Source organism: Rhizobium sp. S152 (assembly GCF_030380735.1).
Lineage (GTDB): Bacteria > Pseudomonadota > Alphaproteobacteria > Rhizobiales > Rhizobiaceae > Rhizobium.
On sequence record NZ_JAUDRZ010000008.1, the window covers coordinates 133171 to 150322 of the forward strand.

General features: G+C 60.3%; 13 protein-coding genes, 1 tRNA gene and 1 riboswitch. Of the genes, 9 read left to right on the forward strand and 5 right to left on the reverse strand.

The features are described from left to right. Positions 1–4: 4 nt before the first annotated feature. The 3 genes from pstB to phoB are packed head-to-tail and all read left to right on the forward strand — an operon-like array spanning position 5 to position 2297. Positions 5–820 carry a phosphate ABC transporter ATP-binding protein PstB gene (pstB, locus tag QTL95_RS10160; RefSeq protein ID WP_289719853.1) on the forward strand — a complete coding sequence of 272 codons (816 nt, stop codon included), beginning with the start codon at positions 5–7 and terminating at the stop codon, positions 818–820. A gap of 43 nt (positions 821–863) precedes the next feature. Continuing rightward, a complete protein-coding gene (gene phoU / locus QTL95_RS10165; protein WP_037187665.1) occupies positions 864–1577 on the forward strand; it encodes a phosphate signaling complex protein PhoU in 714 nt (237 codons plus the stop codon). 36 nt (positions 1578–1613) lie between these two features. After that, positions 1614–2297 (forward strand): phosphate regulon transcriptional regulator PhoB, encoded by a 684-nt coding sequence (gene phoB / locus QTL95_RS10170; protein ID WP_037187663.1) that lies wholly within the window; start codon positions 1614–1616, stop codon positions 2295–2297. An 80-nt stretch (positions 2298–2377) separates the two neighbouring features. Here the strand turns inward: phoB and QTL95_RS10175 are convergent, their stop codons facing one another. After that, entirely contained in the window at positions 2378–2923 is a 546-nt protein-coding gene (locus QTL95_RS10175) for a GcrA family cell cycle regulator (protein WP_289719854.1), read from the reverse strand. Positions 2924–3351: 428 nt separating this feature from the next. Between QTL95_RS10175 and QTL95_RS10180 the strand changes: the two genes are divergently transcribed. The 3 genes from QTL95_RS10180 (at position 3352) to QTL95_RS10190 (ending at position 6600) form a co-directional block, all read left to right on the forward strand. Further along, positions 3352–4548, forward strand: a complete 1197-nt coding sequence (locus tag QTL95_RS10180) for an aspartate aminotransferase family protein (RefSeq protein WP_289719855.1) — start codon at positions 3352–3354, stop codon at positions 4546–4548. A gap of 46 nt (positions 4549–4594) precedes the next feature. Next, positions 4595–5512 (forward strand): ornithine carbamoyltransferase, encoded by a 918-nt coding sequence (gene argF, locus QTL95_RS10185; protein WP_289719856.1) that lies wholly within the window; start codon positions 4595–4597, stop codon positions 5510–5512. Positions 5513–5604: 92 nt separating this feature from the next. Continuing rightward, entirely contained in the window at positions 5605–6600 is a 996-nt protein-coding gene (locus QTL95_RS10190; RefSeq protein ID WP_289719857.1) for an Hsp33 family molecular chaperone, read from the forward strand. A 25-nt stretch (positions 6601–6625) separates the two neighbouring features. Here the strand turns inward: QTL95_RS10190 and apaG are convergent, their stop codons facing one another. Both apaG and QTL95_RS10200 read right to left on the reverse strand, forming a co-directional pair. Beyond that, positions 6626–7018 (reverse strand): Co2+/Mg2+ efflux protein ApaG, encoded by a 393-nt coding sequence (apaG, locus tag QTL95_RS10195; RefSeq protein ID WP_289719858.1) that lies wholly within the window; start codon positions 7016–7018, stop codon positions 6626–6628. A gap of 207 nt (positions 7019–7225) precedes the next feature. Further along, positions 7226–8410, reverse strand: coding sequence for an O-succinylhomoserine sulfhydrylase (locus QTL95_RS10200; protein WP_289719859.1), 1185 nt, complete (start codon positions 8408–8410; stop codon positions 7226–7228). Positions 8411–8453: 43 nt separating this feature from the next. Then, positions 8454–8532: riboswitch (SAM riboswitch) on the reverse strand. 73 nt (positions 8533–8605) lie between these two features. On the opposite strand from QTL95_RS10200, the gene QTL95_RS10205 reads away from it, so the two are divergent. The 3 genes from QTL95_RS10205 (at position 8606) to QTL95_RS10215 (ending at position 11331) form a co-directional block, all read left to right on the forward strand. Then, positions 8606–9700: a 2'-deoxycytidine 5'-triphosphate deaminase gene (locus QTL95_RS10205; RefSeq protein WP_289719860.1), complete on the forward strand. Its 1095-nt coding sequence runs from the start codon at positions 8606–8608 to the stop codon at positions 9698–9700. A 52-nt stretch (positions 9701–9752) separates the two neighbouring features. Continuing rightward, a tRNA-Gly gene (locus QTL95_RS10210) sits at positions 9753–9826 on the forward strand. A gap of 161 nt (positions 9827–9987) precedes the next feature. Beyond that, complete coding sequence (locus QTL95_RS10215) at positions 9988–11331, forward strand: DUF6538 domain-containing protein (protein ID WP_289719861.1); 1344 nt, start codon at positions 9988–9990, stop codon at positions 11329–11331. A gap of 286 nt (positions 11332–11617) precedes the next feature. Here QTL95_RS10215 and QTL95_RS10220 read toward each other — a convergent pair whose 3' ends face one another. After that, entirely contained in the window at positions 11618–16717 is a 5100-nt protein-coding gene (locus QTL95_RS10220; RefSeq protein WP_289719862.1) for a tape measure protein, read from the reverse strand. Positions 16718–16719: 2 nt separating this feature from the next. Continuing rightward, positions 16720–17136 (reverse strand): hypothetical protein, encoded by a 417-nt coding sequence (locus QTL95_RS10225; RefSeq protein ID WP_289719863.1) that lies wholly within the window; start codon positions 17134–17136, stop codon positions 16720–16722. Between the last annotated feature and the right edge of the window lie 16 nt (positions 17137–17152).

Here is a 17152-nt window from a genome sequence, read left to right on the forward strand (position 1 = left end):
CCCCATGAACATGTTGACAGAAGCAGCAGTTGAAAAGGCTCTGGACCAGAAGATGAACAGCATTCCCTACAAGATGATCGGCCAGGACGTTTCCGTCTATTACGGCGAAAAGCGCGCCCTTTTCGACGTCAAGCTGAACATCCGCGAAAATACTGTGACGGCGCTCATCGGTCCGTCGGGCTGCGGCAAGTCCACCTTCCTGCGCAGCCTGAACCGCATGAATGACACGATCGACAACTGCCGCGTCACCGGCAAGATCACGCTCGATGGCGATGATATCTACGATCCGGATATCGACGTTGTCGAACTGCGCGCCCGCGTCGGCATGGTGTTCCAGAAGCCGAACCCTTTCCCGAAGTCGATCTACGAGAACGTCGCCTACGGTCCGCGCATCCACGGCCTCGCCAAAGCGAAGGCCGACATGGACGTCATCGTCGAGCAGAGCCTGCAGCGCGCCGGCCTGTGGAACGAGGTCAAGGATCGCGTGCATGAAGGCGGCACCGGCCTCTCGGGTGGTCAGCAGCAGCGTCTGTGCATCGCCCGCGCCATCGCCGTCAGCCCTGAGGTCATCCTCATGGACGAACCCTGCTCGGCGCTCGACCCGATCGCGACCGCCAAGGTCGAGGAGCTCATCCACGAGCTGCGCGAAGCCTACACGATCGTCATCGTCACCCACTCGATGCAGCAGGCCGCCCGCGTCTCGCAGCGCACCGCCATGTTCCACCTCGGCAACCTCGTCGAGGAAAACGATACCGACAAGATGTTCACCAACCCGGATGATCCGCGCACCCAGGATTACATCATGGGCCGCTTCGGCTGATCTCCGACACCGGTAAACCTCAGGACATTCAAGGATAAGCCCCATGGCATCGACACATATCTATTCCGCCTATGACGACGATCTCAAGTTCCTGACCCGCCGTATCTCGGAGATGGGTGGCCTTGCCGAGCAGATGGTTTCGGACGCCGTCCGTGCCCTGGTCAATGGCGACACCTCGCTTGCCCAGAAGGTCATCTCCGACGACGTGATCCTCGACAACGCCGAGCGTGAAGTCGGCGAAAAGGCCATCATCACCATCGCTCGCCGCCAGCCGATGGCTGCCGACCTTCGCGAGATCATGGGTTCGATCCGCATCGCCGCCGACCTCGAGCGCGTCGGCGATCTCGGCAAGAACACCGCCAAGCGCGTCATCGCCGTGCAGAGCACCGGGGTTCCGCGCAAGCTCGCTCGCGGTCTCGAACACCTCGCCGAACTGGCGCTCGTCCAGCTCAAGGAAGTGCTCGACGTCTACACCAGCCGCGTTGCCGACAAGGCGAAGTCTATCCGCGAGCGCGACGAGGAAATCGACGCGATGTACACCTCGCTGTTCCGCGAGATGCTGACCTACATGATGGAAGATCCGCGCAACATCACCAGCTGCACGCATCTTCTCTTCTGCGCCAAGAACATCGAGCGCATCGGCGACCACGCCACCAACATCGCCGAGACCATCTACTACATGGCCACCGGCGCCCAGCCGGAAGGCGAGCGTCCGAAGGACGACACCGCCAACACCGTCGGCGCGGTCACGGAATAAGCGTTCCGGACCCACGCCCCCAGGAGACCGAGACGAATGATCCCAAGAGTAGCCGTCGTTGAAGACGAAGAAGCACTGAGCGTGCTTCTTCGCTATAATCTCGAAGCCGAAGGTTTCGAGGTCGATACCATCCTGCGTGGCGATGAAGCCGAGATCCGGCTGCAGGAGCGCACGCCGGATCTGCTCATCCTCGACTGGATGTTGCCCGGCGTATCCGGCATCGAGCTTTGCCGTCGTCTGCGCATGCGCCCGGAAACGGAACGCCTGCCGATCATCATGCTGACGGCGCGCGGCGAGGAAAGCGAACGCGTTCGTGGCCTGTCGACCGGCGCCGACGACTATGTCGTCAAGCCGTTCTCGACACCTGAGCTCGTTGCCCGCGTCAAGGCGATGCTGCGCCGCGCCAAGCCGGAGGTTCTCTCGTCGCTGCTGAAGTGCGGCGATATCGAACTCGACCGCGAAACCCATCGCGTGCACCGCAAGAGCCGCGAAGTCCGCCTCGGACCGACCGAGTTCCGCCTGCTGGAGTTCCTGATGGCGTCTCCGGGCCGCGTCTTCTCGCGCTCGCAGCTTCTCGACGGTGTCTGGGGCCACGACATCTATGTCGATGAGCGCACTGTCGACGTGCACGTCGGCCGCCTGCGCAAGGCGCTCAACTTTTCGAACATGCAGGATGTCATCCGCACGGTTCGCGGCGCCGGCTATTCCATGGAAGCGTAAGGCGCTTCCATCTCATCCCAGCAACGAAAAACGGGCCCGCGAAGGCCCGTTTTCTTTTGTTCCTTATCCGGCTTGCCGGGTCATGCGACCCGGTTGGCGGCCTTGCGGCGCTCGTTGACAGGCTGGTAAGCCATTTTCTGGTGGTAGGTGCAGTACGGCGAAGTGTCCGGGGACTCGCAGCCGCAGAAGTGGAAGTCATCCGTCAGCGGATCGCCGACCGGCCACTTGCAGGTGCGCTCGGTAAGCTCCGTCAGGCCGAGGCGACGCGAGATCGGAACGACGACGTTCGAAGACGGACGGTACCGGACTTCCTCGATCGCATCGATGTCCATGTCTTCCTTCAGCAGAGCGGAGCCCTGCTGGCGGGCAACCGCGCGGGTCGCGGAAATGCGCGAGGCGTTGAAGCTGTTGGCAGCGCGCGGGGCGGCAGTTGCCTGGCGCTTCGGTGCGCGGGTCGCAGTGGACGTGCCACCGGCCTTCGCTCGGCCCGGCAGGTTCAGGCGGTGGACCTTGCCGATAACGGCGTTACGGCTTACACCGCCAAGTTGTGCCGCAATCTGGCTGGCGCTCAGGCCTTCGGCCCAAAGCTTCTTCAGTCTTTCAACGCGTTCATCTGTCCAGTTCATGCCCTGTCTCCGCCTTTTAGCGTTGGTGTAGGCAGAATCCTTCACCCCTGGCGCGGATGTATCCGAACCAAGAAACGCTTGCTCGATTGTGGTGACTAGTTCCGCCGCATGCAGTCTAGTAATTGAGTTTTAACCTAGAGTGAGGGCGAGTCCGTGACAAGAGTCGGTTGAATCTCGGCGAATCGATTTCTTGGTTTTCCCCAACTTGCTGGACGACAGAGTCATTTCTGCAACATTAATTGTTGATAGGTCCCGACGTCTTGAATGGCGGCTTGACGCATGCCGGAAAACCTCAGTTTTGTTGACATTGCAGTGCGAAAAGACAATAGTGCTGCTCGCCGCCGAAAGGCGGCATTTTTAATTTCCGGACATCGCTTTTCTTAGCCGGAGTCCGGGTAATCGACAGCGCAATGACAGGAGATCGCGCCATGGCTGAAGCCGCGCCGCTTTATGATACCTACTCTCGTGCCCCTTTGCGGTTCGAGCGAGGAGAGGGCGTGTGGCTCATCACCGAAACCGGCGAGCGATATCTCGATTTTGGCGCGGGCGTTGCCGTGACCTCGGTCGGCCACAGCCATCCGCATGTCGTCGGCGCGCTGAAGGATCAGGCCGAGAAGGTCTGGCATCTGTCCAACATCTACGAGATTCCCGGGCAGGAGCGGCTTGCCAAGCGGCTCACCGACGCAACTTTCGCGGACAAGGTGTTCTTCACCAATTCCGGCGCTGAGGCGCTTGAATGTGCGATCAAGACCGCGCGCCGCTATCAATATTCGAAGGGCCATCCCGAGCGCTTCCACATCATCACCTTCGAAGGCGCCTTCCACGGCCGCACGCTGGCGACGATCGCCGCCGGTGGCCAGGAGAAGTATCTCGAAGGCTTCGGCCCGAAGGCGCCGGGTTTCGATCAGGTCCCGTTCGGCGATATCGAAGCCGTGCGCGCCGCGATCACTGACGCGACAGCCGGCATTCTGATCGAGCCGGTACAAGGCGAAGGCGGTGTCCGCCCGGCAACGAAGGAGTTCATGAAGGCGCTGCGTCAGCTGTGCGACGAGAAGGGCCTGCTGTTGATCCTCGATGAGGTGCAGACCGGTGTCGGTCGCACGGGCAAGCTCTTCGCGCATGAATGGTCCGGCGTCACGCCCGATATCATGGCTGTCGCCAAGGGCATCGGTGGCGGCTTCCCGCTCGGCGCCTGCCTAGCCACGGCCGAAGCCGCTTCAGGAATGAAGGCCGGTACACATGGCTCCACCTACGGCGGCAACCCGCTTGCCATGGCCGTCGGCAACGCGGTGCTCGATGTCATCCTCGAAGAAGGCTTCTTGCAGCACGTCAACGATGTGGCGCTCGTCTTCCGTCAGGGACTCGCATCATTGAAGGATCGCTTCCCCGATGTGATGGAGGATATCCGCGGCGAAGGTCTGCTGCTCGGCGTCAAGGCGGCCGTCCCTTCGGCGGAGCTGCTGCAGGAGATCCGTGCGGCCAACCTGCTCGCCATCCCGGCGGGCGACAACGTCATTCGTCTTCTGCCGCCGCTGGTCGTCACCGCGGATGAAGCCCGCGAAGGTCTCGGCCGTCTCGAGCGTGCTGCCGAGAACGTGCGCGCCAAGGCAAAGAAGACGGCTTGAATGGATTGGTGCCCTGCCTGACGGCGGGCGTAACAGGTATAGACACATGGCTTCCCCCAAACACTTCCTCGATCTCTCCGCGGTAACCTCCTCGGACCTTCGGCTCATCATGGATGACGCCAAATCCCGCAAACAGGCCTTCAAGGCTGGTGCGGGCGACAAGCCTCTGGCCGGCAAGATGCTGGCGATGATCTTCGAAAAGCCCTCGACCCGCACGCGCGTCTCCTTCGACGTCGGCATGCGCCAGCTCGGCGGCGAAACGCTATTTCTCTCGGGCACCGAAATGCAGCTCGGTCGCGCCGAGACGATCGGCGACACCGCCAAGGTTCTGTCGCGCTATGTCGATGCGATCATGATCCGCACCACCGATCATGCGCGTATGCTCGAACTCGCCGAACATGCGACGGTTCCCGTCATCAACGCGTTGACGGATGATACGCATCCCTGCCAGATCATGGCGGATATCATGACCTTCGAAGAGCATCGCGGCCCCATCAAGGGCAAGACTATCGCTTGGATGGGCGACGGCAACAATGTGCTGCATTCGCTGGTCGAGGGTGCCGCGCGTTTCGGCTATCGCATGAACATGGCGGTCCCCCTTGGTTCCGAGCCGAAGGATCACTATCTGAACTGGGCCCGCAATGAGGGCGCCGAAATCATGCTTGGTCATGACGCAGACCGTGCGGTCGCCGGCGCCGATTGCGTGGTGACCGATACCTGGGTCTCCATGAATCAGGAACATCGGGCCCGAGGTCACAACGTCTTCCAGCCTTATCAGGTCAATTCGGCTTTGATGGCACAGGCCGACAAGGATGCATTGTTCATGCATTGCCTGCCTGCCCATCGTGGCGAGGAAGTAACCGACGAAGTGATCGACGGTCCGCAATCCGTGGTCTTCGATGAGGCGGAAAACCGCCTTCATGCGCAGAAGTCGATTCTTGCTTGGTGCCTGGGCGCGATCTGAACCATAATGCGTGGCATGGTCGGCCGGAAGGGCCCGTGGCCGCGCGGGTGGATGGACACTTTTGTTCGCCACTCTCAGACTAGGAGAAGACCATGGCAGACCCTGTAGCCGCCCTCGGCGAATTCGACTTCGCCGGTGATGATCATGTCGTTCCCTTTCAGGTCGAAGGCCTGGATGTGCGCGGTCGCGCCGTCCAGCTGGGCCCGATGCTGGATACGATCCTCGAGCGCCACCACTATCCCGCGCCGGTCGCCCGTCTCCTGGCCGAAGTCATCGCGCTCACCGTCCTGCTCGGCACGTCGCTGAAGTTCGAAGGCAAGTTCACCGTCCAGACCAAGGGCGATGGCGCCGTCGATCTGCTGGTCGCCGATTTCTCGACCCCCGAGAATGTGCGCGCCTATGCCCGCTTCGACGAGGCGGAACTGGAAAAGGCGATCGCCGCGGGCAAGACGGAACCCGAGCAGCTTCTCGGCAAGGGCATGCTGGCCTTCACCATCGACCAGGGCAAGTTCAGCCAGCCCTATCAGGGCATCGTGGCGCTGGACGGCGCGACGCTCGAAGACATCGCCGGCACCTATTTCCGCCAGTCGGAGCAGATCCCGACCCGCGTGCGCCTTGCGGCCGCCGAGCTGTTTGACCGCGACGAAGCTGGCAAGCCGCGTCACCGCTGGCGGGCAGGGGGGCTCGTCGCCCAGTTCCTGCCCGAGGCGCCGGAGCGCATGCGTCAGCCCGATCTGCACGGTGGCGATGGCGATGAGGGCGAGATCAGGCACACGGAAGACGATGCCTGGTCCGAAGCCCGCTCGCTGGTCGAAACCATCGATGCCGACGAGCTCACGGATCCGCAGGTCGGCACCGAGCGCCTGCTCTACCGGCTGTTTCACGAGCGCGGCGTGCGGGTCTATGAGCCGCGCGCGGTGTTCGATCGCTGCAGCTGCTCGCGCGAGAAGATCAAGGGCGTGCTGAAGGGATTTTCGGCCGAGGAGATCGAGGCGAGCGAAGAAGACGGCACGATTTCGGTCACCTGCGAGTTCTGCTCGACCACCTATCGTTATGAGGTCGAGGAAGTCGCATCGGCGGCGGAGTGATCGTCACCGTTCAATGGGTACGACGCTAGTTGAGGACCCTCAACAAACCAGGTGAATCCAGCGAGAAGGCGGGAATTTCGACATCGAAAATCTCGCCTTCGTTCGTTTCCATCTGGTAGTGGCCGAACATCAGGCCGGAAGGCGTATCCAGCGGGCAGCCCGAGGAATATTCGTAGGTGTCGCCCGGCTCCAGCGTCGGCTGTTCGCCGACCACGCCGGCGCCCATGACTTCGTCGACGATGCCGTTCTGGTCGGTGATGTTCCAGTAGCGGTTCACCAGCTTCACGGTCATGTCCGAATTGTTGCTGATGACGATCTTGTAGCCCCAGACATAGCGGTCGTCATCCGGATCGGATTGCTCTTCCAGATAAAAGGGCTCGACGACGACTTCGATCTCTCGTGTGAGGGCGCGGTACATGCCTACACCATAATAAAAATACGTTACTGGTATCTTATAAGAGGTAGATCAGGTCAATAAAGCCGGCCCGAATCGGCACTCAATTGGCTGCGATGATGAAATTTTCGCGTATTAAGGCTAATTTCAGACCAGTTTAACGCGAGTGTTGTGCGTTTATGCGCGTATGGATGCCGGTCGGATCACGGGGACCCGGCCGGCTAACCTTCCTCAGGCCTTGATCTTCGACAGCGCCTGCGCGAAGTCCTCGATCAGGTCGTCGGTATCCTCGATACCGGCCGACAGGCGCACGGTGCCTGGCGAGATGCCGAGTTCGGCCCGAGCCTCGTCCGTCAGGTTCTTGTGCGTCGTGGTCGCCGGATGCGTGATCAGGCTCTTGGCGTCGCCGAGGTTGTTGGAGATCTTGACGATCTCAAGCGCGTTCTGCAGCGCGAAGGCCGCTTCCTTGCCGCCCTTGAGCTCGATCGCCACCAGCGTCGAGCCGCCCTTCATCTGCCTGGCGACGATGTCTGCCTGCGGATGGTCCTTGCGGCCGGGGTAGATCACCTTGGCGACCTGCTTCTGCTCGGCCAGGAAGTCGGCGATCTTGCTCGCGTTCTCGGTCTGCTGCTTGACGCGCAGCGGCAGCGTCTCAAGGCCCTTGAGCAGGGTCCAGGAGGTGAAGGGCGACATCGCCGGACCGGTGTGGCGATAGTAGTCCTGCAGGTGCTCGGTCACCCACTCCTTGTCGGAAAGGATGACGCCGCCGAGGCTGCGGCCCTGGCCATCGATATGCTTGGTGGCGGAATAGACGACGATATGCGCCCCGAGTTCCAGCGGCTTCTGGAAGATCGGCGTCGCGAAGACGTTGTCGACCACGACCTTGGCGCCGATCTGGTTGGCGAGCTTGGCGACGCCTGCGATATCGACCACTTCGAGCGTCGGATTGGTCGGGCTTTCCAGGAAGAACACCTTGGTGTTCGGGCGGATCGCCTTTTCCCAGTTTTCCAGATGGCGACCGTCGACCAGCGTGCACTCGATGCCGTATTTCGGCGCCAGCGTCTCGACCACCCAGCGGCAGGAACCAAAGAGCGCGCGCGCAGCGACGATATGGTCGCCGGCCTTGACCTGGCAGAGGATCGCGGCGGCGACTGCGGCCATGCCCGACGCGGTTGCGCGGGCTTCTTCCGCGCCTTCCATGGCACACATGCGCTTCTCGAACATGTCGTTGGTGGGGCTGCCGTAGCGGGCATAGATATAGCCCTCGGTCTCACCCTTGAAACGTGCCTCGGCGGCTTCCGCGCTGTCGTAGACGAAGCCCTGCGTCAGGTAGATCGCCTCGGAGGTTTCGCCATACTGCGAGCGCAGCGTTCCGCCGTGGACCAGTTGGGTTGCCGGGCGCCAGGTCTTGCTCATGAATCACCACTTTCAAACACAAAAAAACCGGCCGCAAATGCAGACCGGTTTCAACCCGGTCTATTTAGCCACTTGTTTAACGTGGCTGCAAGCCGACCGGCCAAATCACCACGGGATAAAGCTGCAATACTGCCCTTGCGCGCTTGCGTCAATTCCTCGATTTTGGTTTTGTCTGCGGCAAATTATGGATGGGGCATGATGGCTCGCGAAACAGGAATATTGGCAGACCGCGCGATCGCTGCGTTGTTTGAAACGGGGCGGCTCATCTCCGAGCGCGATCTCGATAGCGACCAGATCCAGCCGGCAAGCCTTGATCTGCGCCTCGGCGCCAAGGCCTTCCGCGTCCGCGCCAGCTTCATGCCGGGCCCCAACAGCCTCGTTTCCGACAAGCTCGACCGCCTGAAACTGCACGTTGTCGACCTCAGCGAAGGCGCGGTGTTGGAAACCGGCTGCGTCTACATCGTCCCCTTGATGGAGCGCCTCGACCTGCCGGCCGAGATGTCGGCCTCGGCCAACCCGAAAAGCTCGACCGGCCGCCTCGACATCTTCACCCGCGTCATCACCGACTACGCGCAGGAATTCGACAAGATCCCGGCTGGCTACAAGGGCCCGCTCTATCTGGAAATATCGCCGCGCACCTTCCCGATCGTCGTGCGTCGCGGCTCGCGCCTGTCGCAGATCCGTTTCCGCATCGGCCAGTCGCTACTCGGCGAGCCGGAACTGCTTGCCCTCCACGATGCCGAAACTTTGGTGGCGAGCGCCCGCCCGAACGTCTCCGGCGGCGGCATCGCGCTGTCGATCGATCTCGCCGGCGACAAGGACGGCCTGATCGGCTATCGCGGCAAGCACCACACGGCGGTGGTCGACGTCGACAAGAAGGCCCAGCACGACATCTTCGATTTCTGGGAGCCGATCTACAGCCGCGGCCGCAACGAACTGATCCTCGATCCCGACGAGTTCTACATCCTCGTCTCGCGCGAAGCAGTCCACGTCCCGCCCCATTACGCCGCCGAGATGACGCCGTTCGATCCGCTGGTCGGCGAATTCCGCGTCCATTACGCCGGCTTCTTCGACCCCGGCTTCGGCCATGCGCCCGCCGGCGGCCGCGGCAGCCGCGCCGTCCTCGAAGTCCGCAGCCACGAGGTCCCCTTCATCCTCGAAGACGGCCAGATCGTCGGCCGCCTGATCTACGAGCACATGCAGGAACACCCCGAAAGCCTCTACGGCACCGGCCTCGGCTCCAACTATCAGGCGCAGGGCCTGAAACTCTCCAAGCACTTCCGCGTCTGACCCCTGGGGTGGCTTGACACCGCCTCGCATCTGTTGGAAGTCTTGGCCCGACGCGGGTGTAGCTCAATGGTAGAGCAGCAGCTTCCCAAGCTGAATACGAGGGTTCGATTCCCTTCACCCGCTCCACAAAATCCCGATTTTGAAAATCCTAAACCATTGAAATATATGGGCTTTATGTCTGTGGACGTTCAGGCCTCTTGCTTTTCCCCGAGAAACTGTGCCACTTATTGGGCCCCATATTGGGCCACAGACGGAGCATTTGGTTGGGCAGGATTCGGAAAAACGACGTGGATCGCGATAGGTATCTGACCCAGCGCGAGGGCAAATTCTACTACAAGCGGCGTGTTCCGACCGACCTACGCGACCTTGATGCCCGGGGAGAGCATGTTCGCATCTCGCTGAAAACGACCGACTTGGCACAAGCCAGGGCAATGCGCGATGTTTATGAGAACGCCGACAACGAGTTGTGGTCAACCCTCTCCGAAGGGCAAGATAGGGACAGCGCACGCAAGCGGTACAAGGCCGCAGTACAACGAGCCCATGCCTTGGGGTTTGTCTATCGGCCATCTCATGAGATTGCCACGGAAGGACTCGAGACGATCCTTCAACGAATCGAAGCGGTGATGAGCCCAGCGACGCCGATGCCAGTGGTGAAAGCTGTCGTAGGAGCGGTTCCGCGGCCGGTGGTCCTGCTCAGCGATGCCTTCGACACCTACAAGAACGAAATCGCCCCTCACCAGCTAGTAGGAAAGAGTGCCGGGCAGCGCAAGCGGTGGATGAATGTCAGATCGGAATCGGTCGATAACTTCATCGAGGTAGTTGGCGATGTATCGATGGACGCACTCAGCCGCGACGATACGCGAAAATTTTACGACCACTGGATGTCCAAAATCGCTCCGAAGGAGGGGGCGGCTACTCATGGCGCGTCGATCGGAAATCGACGAATTGGAAACCTTCGAGTGATCTACCGCGAATACTTCGAGCATATCGGAGAACATGATCGGCGAAATCCGTTCGATAAGATGTCGTATCGGGAGAAGGCAAAACGACAACGCAAACGCCTGTCGCTGCCACTGGAATGGATCACGGGGACAATTCTTAAGCCAGGGAATCTTGCTCAAATGAACGACGAGGCTCGGGCTATAGTTTTGGCCGTAGCGGATATCGGCGCGAGACCGTCGGAAATTTGCAATCTCTCGGCGGAAATGATCGTGTTAGATCACGAAGTCCCCCATTTGAAAATTTGGCCACGCGACGATCCGGAGGATCCGCGGGAGATTAAAACGGAGTCGTCAATGCGCGAGATCCCCATTACCGGCCTCGCGCTGGCGGTATTTAGTAAGTACAAGGCCGGCTTCCCGCGATACAAAGACAAAGAGAGTTCGCTCTCAGCGGCGGTGTTGAAATACTTTCGGAAAAATAATCTCCTGCCGTCCGCAAAACACCATATCTACTCACTCAGGCACTCTTTCGAAGATCGCATGAAAGAGGCAGGCGTCGATTTCGAGATGCGACAGATCCTGATGGGCCATTCTATGGCTCGACCAGAGTACGGTGTGGGCGGTTCGCTGAAGCTGCGTCAGGAAATCATGAAGAAAGTCGCGCTTCCTTTCGATCGTGAGATCGTTTGAGCCGCGCCATGACGGCGCTCATCTCGTCGCTCTTGGTTTGCAGCGCGGCCAATTCACTTTCTAGGCGCTGGTATATCGAAAGGCATTGAGCTCCGTCCGTTCCCAAATCGACGATGATCTGGGCGAGGCGATTGAGCGCTGTTTCGATGCGCTCTGCGGTGATAGGTCCGCAAGGTGCTTTTCGGACGGAAAGCATGGGCCGTCGCTCGGCCGGCGCCGGGCGAGATATATTCTTCGCACCAATAAGGCTGCGGACCAAACGTAGCATTGGAGAATTTGGCATTTGTTATCCGAGCATCTTCTTGATCGTCTGAGCATTGTTCTTCAGGGTGGTGATGATCACCTTCTCCCCGTGGCTGCTGGCCATGGCGTTCGCGAGCTCGCGCTGATCGAGAACCAGGACCTGCTTGATTGACTGAGCGGCATCGGCCTTGCCGCCGCCCTGCTTATCGGTGCCCATGTTGAAGCGGTGGCGTGGATCATCCTGCGTGAGCACTTCCTCGTTGCGCTTCAAGACGGCCGGCACCTCGTCGGGCTGGAAACCAACCACACCGCCCGTGTGATAGCGGGTGACGTTCGAGAACCACGATGGCGACACCGAGCGAGACATGTTGCCGGAACCGATCGCGGACGCTCCGACCAACCCGCCAGTGTGCCCGGTTGCTACGCCTCCGAGACCTGCGGCTGCCGTGCCTATCGGCCCACCGACCCCGGCGAGCATGTTCAGCAGAAGCTGTTTCAGGATCATAGATGCGATCTCACGCAGGAAATCTGCGGCGAACTGAAGAAACGCTTGCCCGAGCGCCTTGAAAGCGTTCTCACCATTGGCGACGGCTTGCGCGAAGCTGTCGAACGCATTGACTAGCCCGTCGGCGAAGGAGCCTACGAGGTTCTGGACGTTCGATGCCGACATGCCGAAAGACGTGAATTTCGTGCTTAGCTTTTCGGTGTTGAGGCTCACCTTCTGAAGCTGAGCGACCATCTTCTCGTCGCCGAGCGCCTTGGCGAGTTGAAGTGCCTTCGGGATCGCGTCGGCAAGTTGCTGATTGACGCCGACCAACTCCTCTTTCAACTCGGCCGTCCGACTGTTGTCGCCGGAATTCTGCGCCATATTGATCTCTTGGAGCAGGTTCTTGCGCTGCTGGTCGAGCCCGATGATATCGCTGAGCTGCTGGCGTGCCTCTTCCTGGTTGGCCTTCAACTGCTCGTCGGCATGAGCGGAATCGTACTTCGCGCCGGCAGCTTCGCGGATCGCATCGCGCTGCTCCTGCGTAAGGGTCGTGTTTTGCCTGGTCGCCTCGGCTTCCGCTTCGGCAAGCGCCTTGGCTATCGTGCCTTCGCGGTTGGATTCCTTGCGTGCGTTGGCTTCTTCCTTCCATCCCTTCACACGCTGCGCGATGTTCTCGTCGAAGTTCTCCTGCTTCGTCTCGCCACCGGACATGATCTCGGAGCCGCCACCGACCTTCGAGTAAGCCCAATTCTGCAGGTCGCGTACGGTCGTGTCAGATTTGATGACCGTCGGGTTGGCGGCCACGGAAGCGCCCTGCACGATGTTTTTCGCCAGTTCGTCCGGATTGGCCAGCGCCACCTTGATTGCATCACCCGAGCCAAGGAAGTGCGCGAGGTAGGTGTTCGCGTCCGTCGGCGCCACGCCAGCGTTGGCAAGAGCCATCTGGTTCTGCTTGGTCAATTGCTCAAGGATCGGGCGAGCGTACTGCTCGTTGTAACGATATTCGAGCTTCTGCGCGTCAGTAAGCTGGCTCAGCGCCGGGAACAGCCGGTTGAAGATCGGCAGCCATGTGCCGGACGTGAACTGACCAATCCCCTGCGCGGACGAACCCGCCTTGTTGGTATCGGAAGAACGCGTCTGACCGCCTTCGACGAAGATGATGCGATCGACGAGCTTCTTGCTGCTGTCAGGCAGCGAGTCGAAACGCTTCTGATCGAACTCCATCTGTGTCGCGTTGCGCGCCTGGCCCCACAGGCTGATGATCTCGGCGACCTTCGAGAAATTGCCGGTCTTGAAAGCAGCAACGAGGCCTTCCCATGCGGCCTTATTGATATCGGTGATTTCTTTGAGCTTCTTCAACTCGTCGGCGAGGCCAGGGATTTTACCCTTCAGCGTGTCGATCGCGTCGGTGTAGGTCTTGATCGCTGCGGCTCGGTCGAATGCCTCATTAGCTTCCTCGACCGCGCCTTTTCCTTTCAATAGCGCAATTTCGGCTTCACTGGCAGTACCCTGGATGAAGTGCAGCTGCGCAGACGCCTCAGCGATTTTCTCTGCGAGACCTTCGAGGGTGTCTTCGCCATCCTTCGCCGTGCTTAAGAACTCAAGCAGATTCGCCGCAACTTCCTTGATCGTAGAGTTACCGGTGCTCTGCGCCAGTTCATCCATAGTGTGCCGAAAATCTGCAATGCTGCCACCGGCTTTCAGCTTGTCGAGTGCCGCGACAATCGACTTGATACCCTTCACTATATCGGGATTGATGTTTTGCTTATTCAGATCCGCAAGTGGGCCGGTCAATTGTGTTTCGAAAACAGTCCGGACGCCGCGTGCGATATCTTCGAGTCCACCGAACTGCTTCTCGTAAGTGGCGACAAGCCTGCTAAGGGTCTTCTCGGCTTCAGTGGCGGAAACAGCCTTCCGTACTTCCTTACCCCAAGCCTCCACATTTCCTTTGGCCTGCTGGTACGCACCACTGACGATATCCATCTGCCTCTTGTGCTCACCGACGGCAGCGGTGGCCTTGTCGACACTGGTAATCCACTGACCGACGGCGAATGTGATCGCGGTGATGGCAATCCCGATCGGACCACCAAACGCGGCGAGGAAGGCACGGGCAATGCCGGCCGTCGTGACGAGAACAGTCTGCAGCGCACCGACGGAACCGGCCAGGCCGACAACACCGGCTCTGGCAAGCGTGCTCTGGCTCGTAGAAGCCAAGAGTGCCGTGCGGAACGAGCCGAGCGTGGACACGGTTTGAGCCAGACCGCGCGAGAACACGTTTTGGGAATTGGCTGCCGCCTGCGTCCGCGGGCCAATAATCTGAAGCTCTCGATTGAAGCTAACAATGGAAGAGACTGCTCTTAGGACCGCGGTGCCGATCCCCGCGACAGACTGTGCAACCTTGACAGCGACGAACGCCTTGGCAGCCACGGTGATGAGGTCGAAATACTTCGGCAATTCTGCAAGAAGACGGATCACATCGCCGATCGCCTTGCCGACATTGGCGAAGGTCTCCTGGCCAGCCGTGCTCTGAGCGAACTCATTGAACGACTTGAGCGCGGAACGCAGGGACGGAATGAAGCCATTGGCGAGCGAAAGCTGCGCGTTGAAGATGCTATTCTCAAAGCGCCCGAGGTCGGCAGAGACCGAGTTCAAAGACGCTGCCAACTGCGGGCCAAAACGACGATTAAGTTCATCGGCGAACTTGAGCAGGGTCGAGCGATCGGCCAGGACCTCGCCCTTCTGCATCATCACGTCAAGCTGAGCGGTGGTTTTGCCGATCGCAGTGGCGAAGATGTTGAAGGCGCCGGTCAGGCGCTCGCCCAACTGGCCGCGGAGTTCTTCGGCCGAGACCTTGCCTTTCGAGATCATCTGCGTCAGCGCGAGAAACACACCCGATGTCTGATCGGTCGAGAGCTTGTTGACTCGAGCGGCTTCCGCGACGGAGAGGAACACCTTGCGGGTTTCCGCAGATGTGAAGTTCGCGGCCTTCGCAGCCACGGTGAATTTGCCGTATTCATCGGCTAGAACGCCGAAGCTCATGCCAAGTCGATCTGCGGTCTGCTGCAGGAACTGAATTTCCGCGCTGACCTTGCCGGTGTCTTGGTTGAAGGCACTTCCAAGGCGGCTTTGGACCGCTTCAAGCTGGCGATAGGAGTCGATGGCACCGCTGATCTGACCGACGGCAGCCTGGAAACCGATGTAGCTGGCGGTCAGCGACAGGATCTCGCCGCGCAAGCCTTGGAAGAGCGATGTGGTCTCGCGGCTGTTGCTGGCAAGCTTGGAGAGCGCGGCACCGAAAGCCGAGGTTTGACCGGCTGCCGACGTCGCTGCACCTGCGGAAGCGCGGATGGCCGGCGCCAACTGCTGTTGCGATGCAGCCGCCTGAGACCCGCCACGGGCAATCATAGCCTGCGAACTGACGAACGCGCTGGCGGATTGCTGCTGTGCGGTCGCAGTGCGCGCGAGGAAAGCGGTGAGATCGCCCTGCTGACCCTTGAGGTTGGCCAGTTTCACGCGCTGAGCGTCGTAAGCTTCGGACGCCAAGCGGGCTTTCGCCTGCGCGGTACCAAAGGCAGCGCCCAAAGCTTCCGTCGGCGCGGCGGTCGACTTCATCTGCTGAGCAAGCGCCTTCACGTCGTTCTGAGCGGAAACCCATTCCTTGCGGGCTTCGAGAACAGCGCGGCGCTGAACCGTGAGAGCTTGGACATCTACGCCACCCGCAGTCGCCGCGGCTGTCGACGCCGTCGACGTGGTCTTGACGTTGGACAGTCCCTCAATGCGAGCCTTGGCTGCTGCCAGGTTGGCGGCCATGCGCTGCGCCGCCGCGCTGACCTGCTCTTGAGAAATCGCAACCCCGCCAAGGGCGGTGCCGGCCTGAGCGGAGACACCACGGATGGCATCGAGTTCGGTGCGTGCGCTCGCAAGATCCTGCCGTTCGGCGCCGAGTGCCTGCGAGGCCCGGGCGGTCTCGTTGGCAAGCTGGTTCTGCAACGACGTTGCTGCCGAGACCTGCGGACGCAGGTTCTTGATAGCGCTCGCCGACTGGTCGATGGCGCTTTCGTATTCCTTGATCTGCTTGTTGATCTGCGCCTGTTGGGCTTTCTGAGCCGGAAGGTCGGCAGCGATAAACGCGCCTGCAGACTTGGCTGCCGGGCGAACGAAGTGATCGGGCGTTGTTCCGAGCGCCTTGTTATAGCGCTCCTGATTCCGCTCGGCTTCACGCACCAGCTTGTTGACGTCAGTCAGTTCCTTGCGGCTCGCAGCCAGGGCGGCCTTGTTCGACGCCAGTGACGTCTCTTCGGCGGAAAGCTGACCTTTCAGGCGGTTGGCGGCCTGAGCGGCATTCTCGCTTTCGCGCGCCATCTTGGCGAGCTCAACGGTGTTGGACTTGAGCGAGCCCTCCATGTGCGAGACGGCGCTGGTTGCCCGATCAAGTTCAGCCGCAACCTTTCCGGCAGACTTCAGCTTGTTAAGTTCGTTCTCGAACTTCGCCGCATCGTTCGCGAGCTTGCCAAGAGCGCCTGATGTGGAGGCAGCACCCTTGGCAAGATCCTTCTGATCCTCGACGTTTTTCTTGAGAGCTTTGGAAATCTTATCGAGCTCGGAGGAAGCCCGATCTTTTGCCCTGATAATAAGGTCGACGTCTTTACCGGCCATGGTCAGTGCCTCTGCGTATTGTTGCTTAGGAGGGCACTTGTCCTGACCGTCCGCGCGAGTGCCAGGTGAACAATTCGTTCAACTGCCTGGTCGAACGTCAAACCTGGGTAGGTCGCAAGCAGTGCTTGATGCGCACTCGCGGCTTTCACGACGAAACTCGTTGCCTTAACTTCCTCTCGTGTTCGTCCGGTAGCCAAGCGAACAATCTCATTGATAATCGGCTCGCATCGCTTGTATACCGCGTTCGCTGTCTCACCTGCGACCAGGTCTAGCCCTCCTGGCATCTGTGCTAGGGCTGCGCGGGAATCGAACACATCGGCCAAATCCGCGGGCGCGAACTGATCGATGACGGCTTCGATTTCCGACAAAGTCAGAGCTCTGGTTTTGTGGGCGAACAGGGCAGCTAGCATGTCGATCATGAGATGTTCTCTCGTT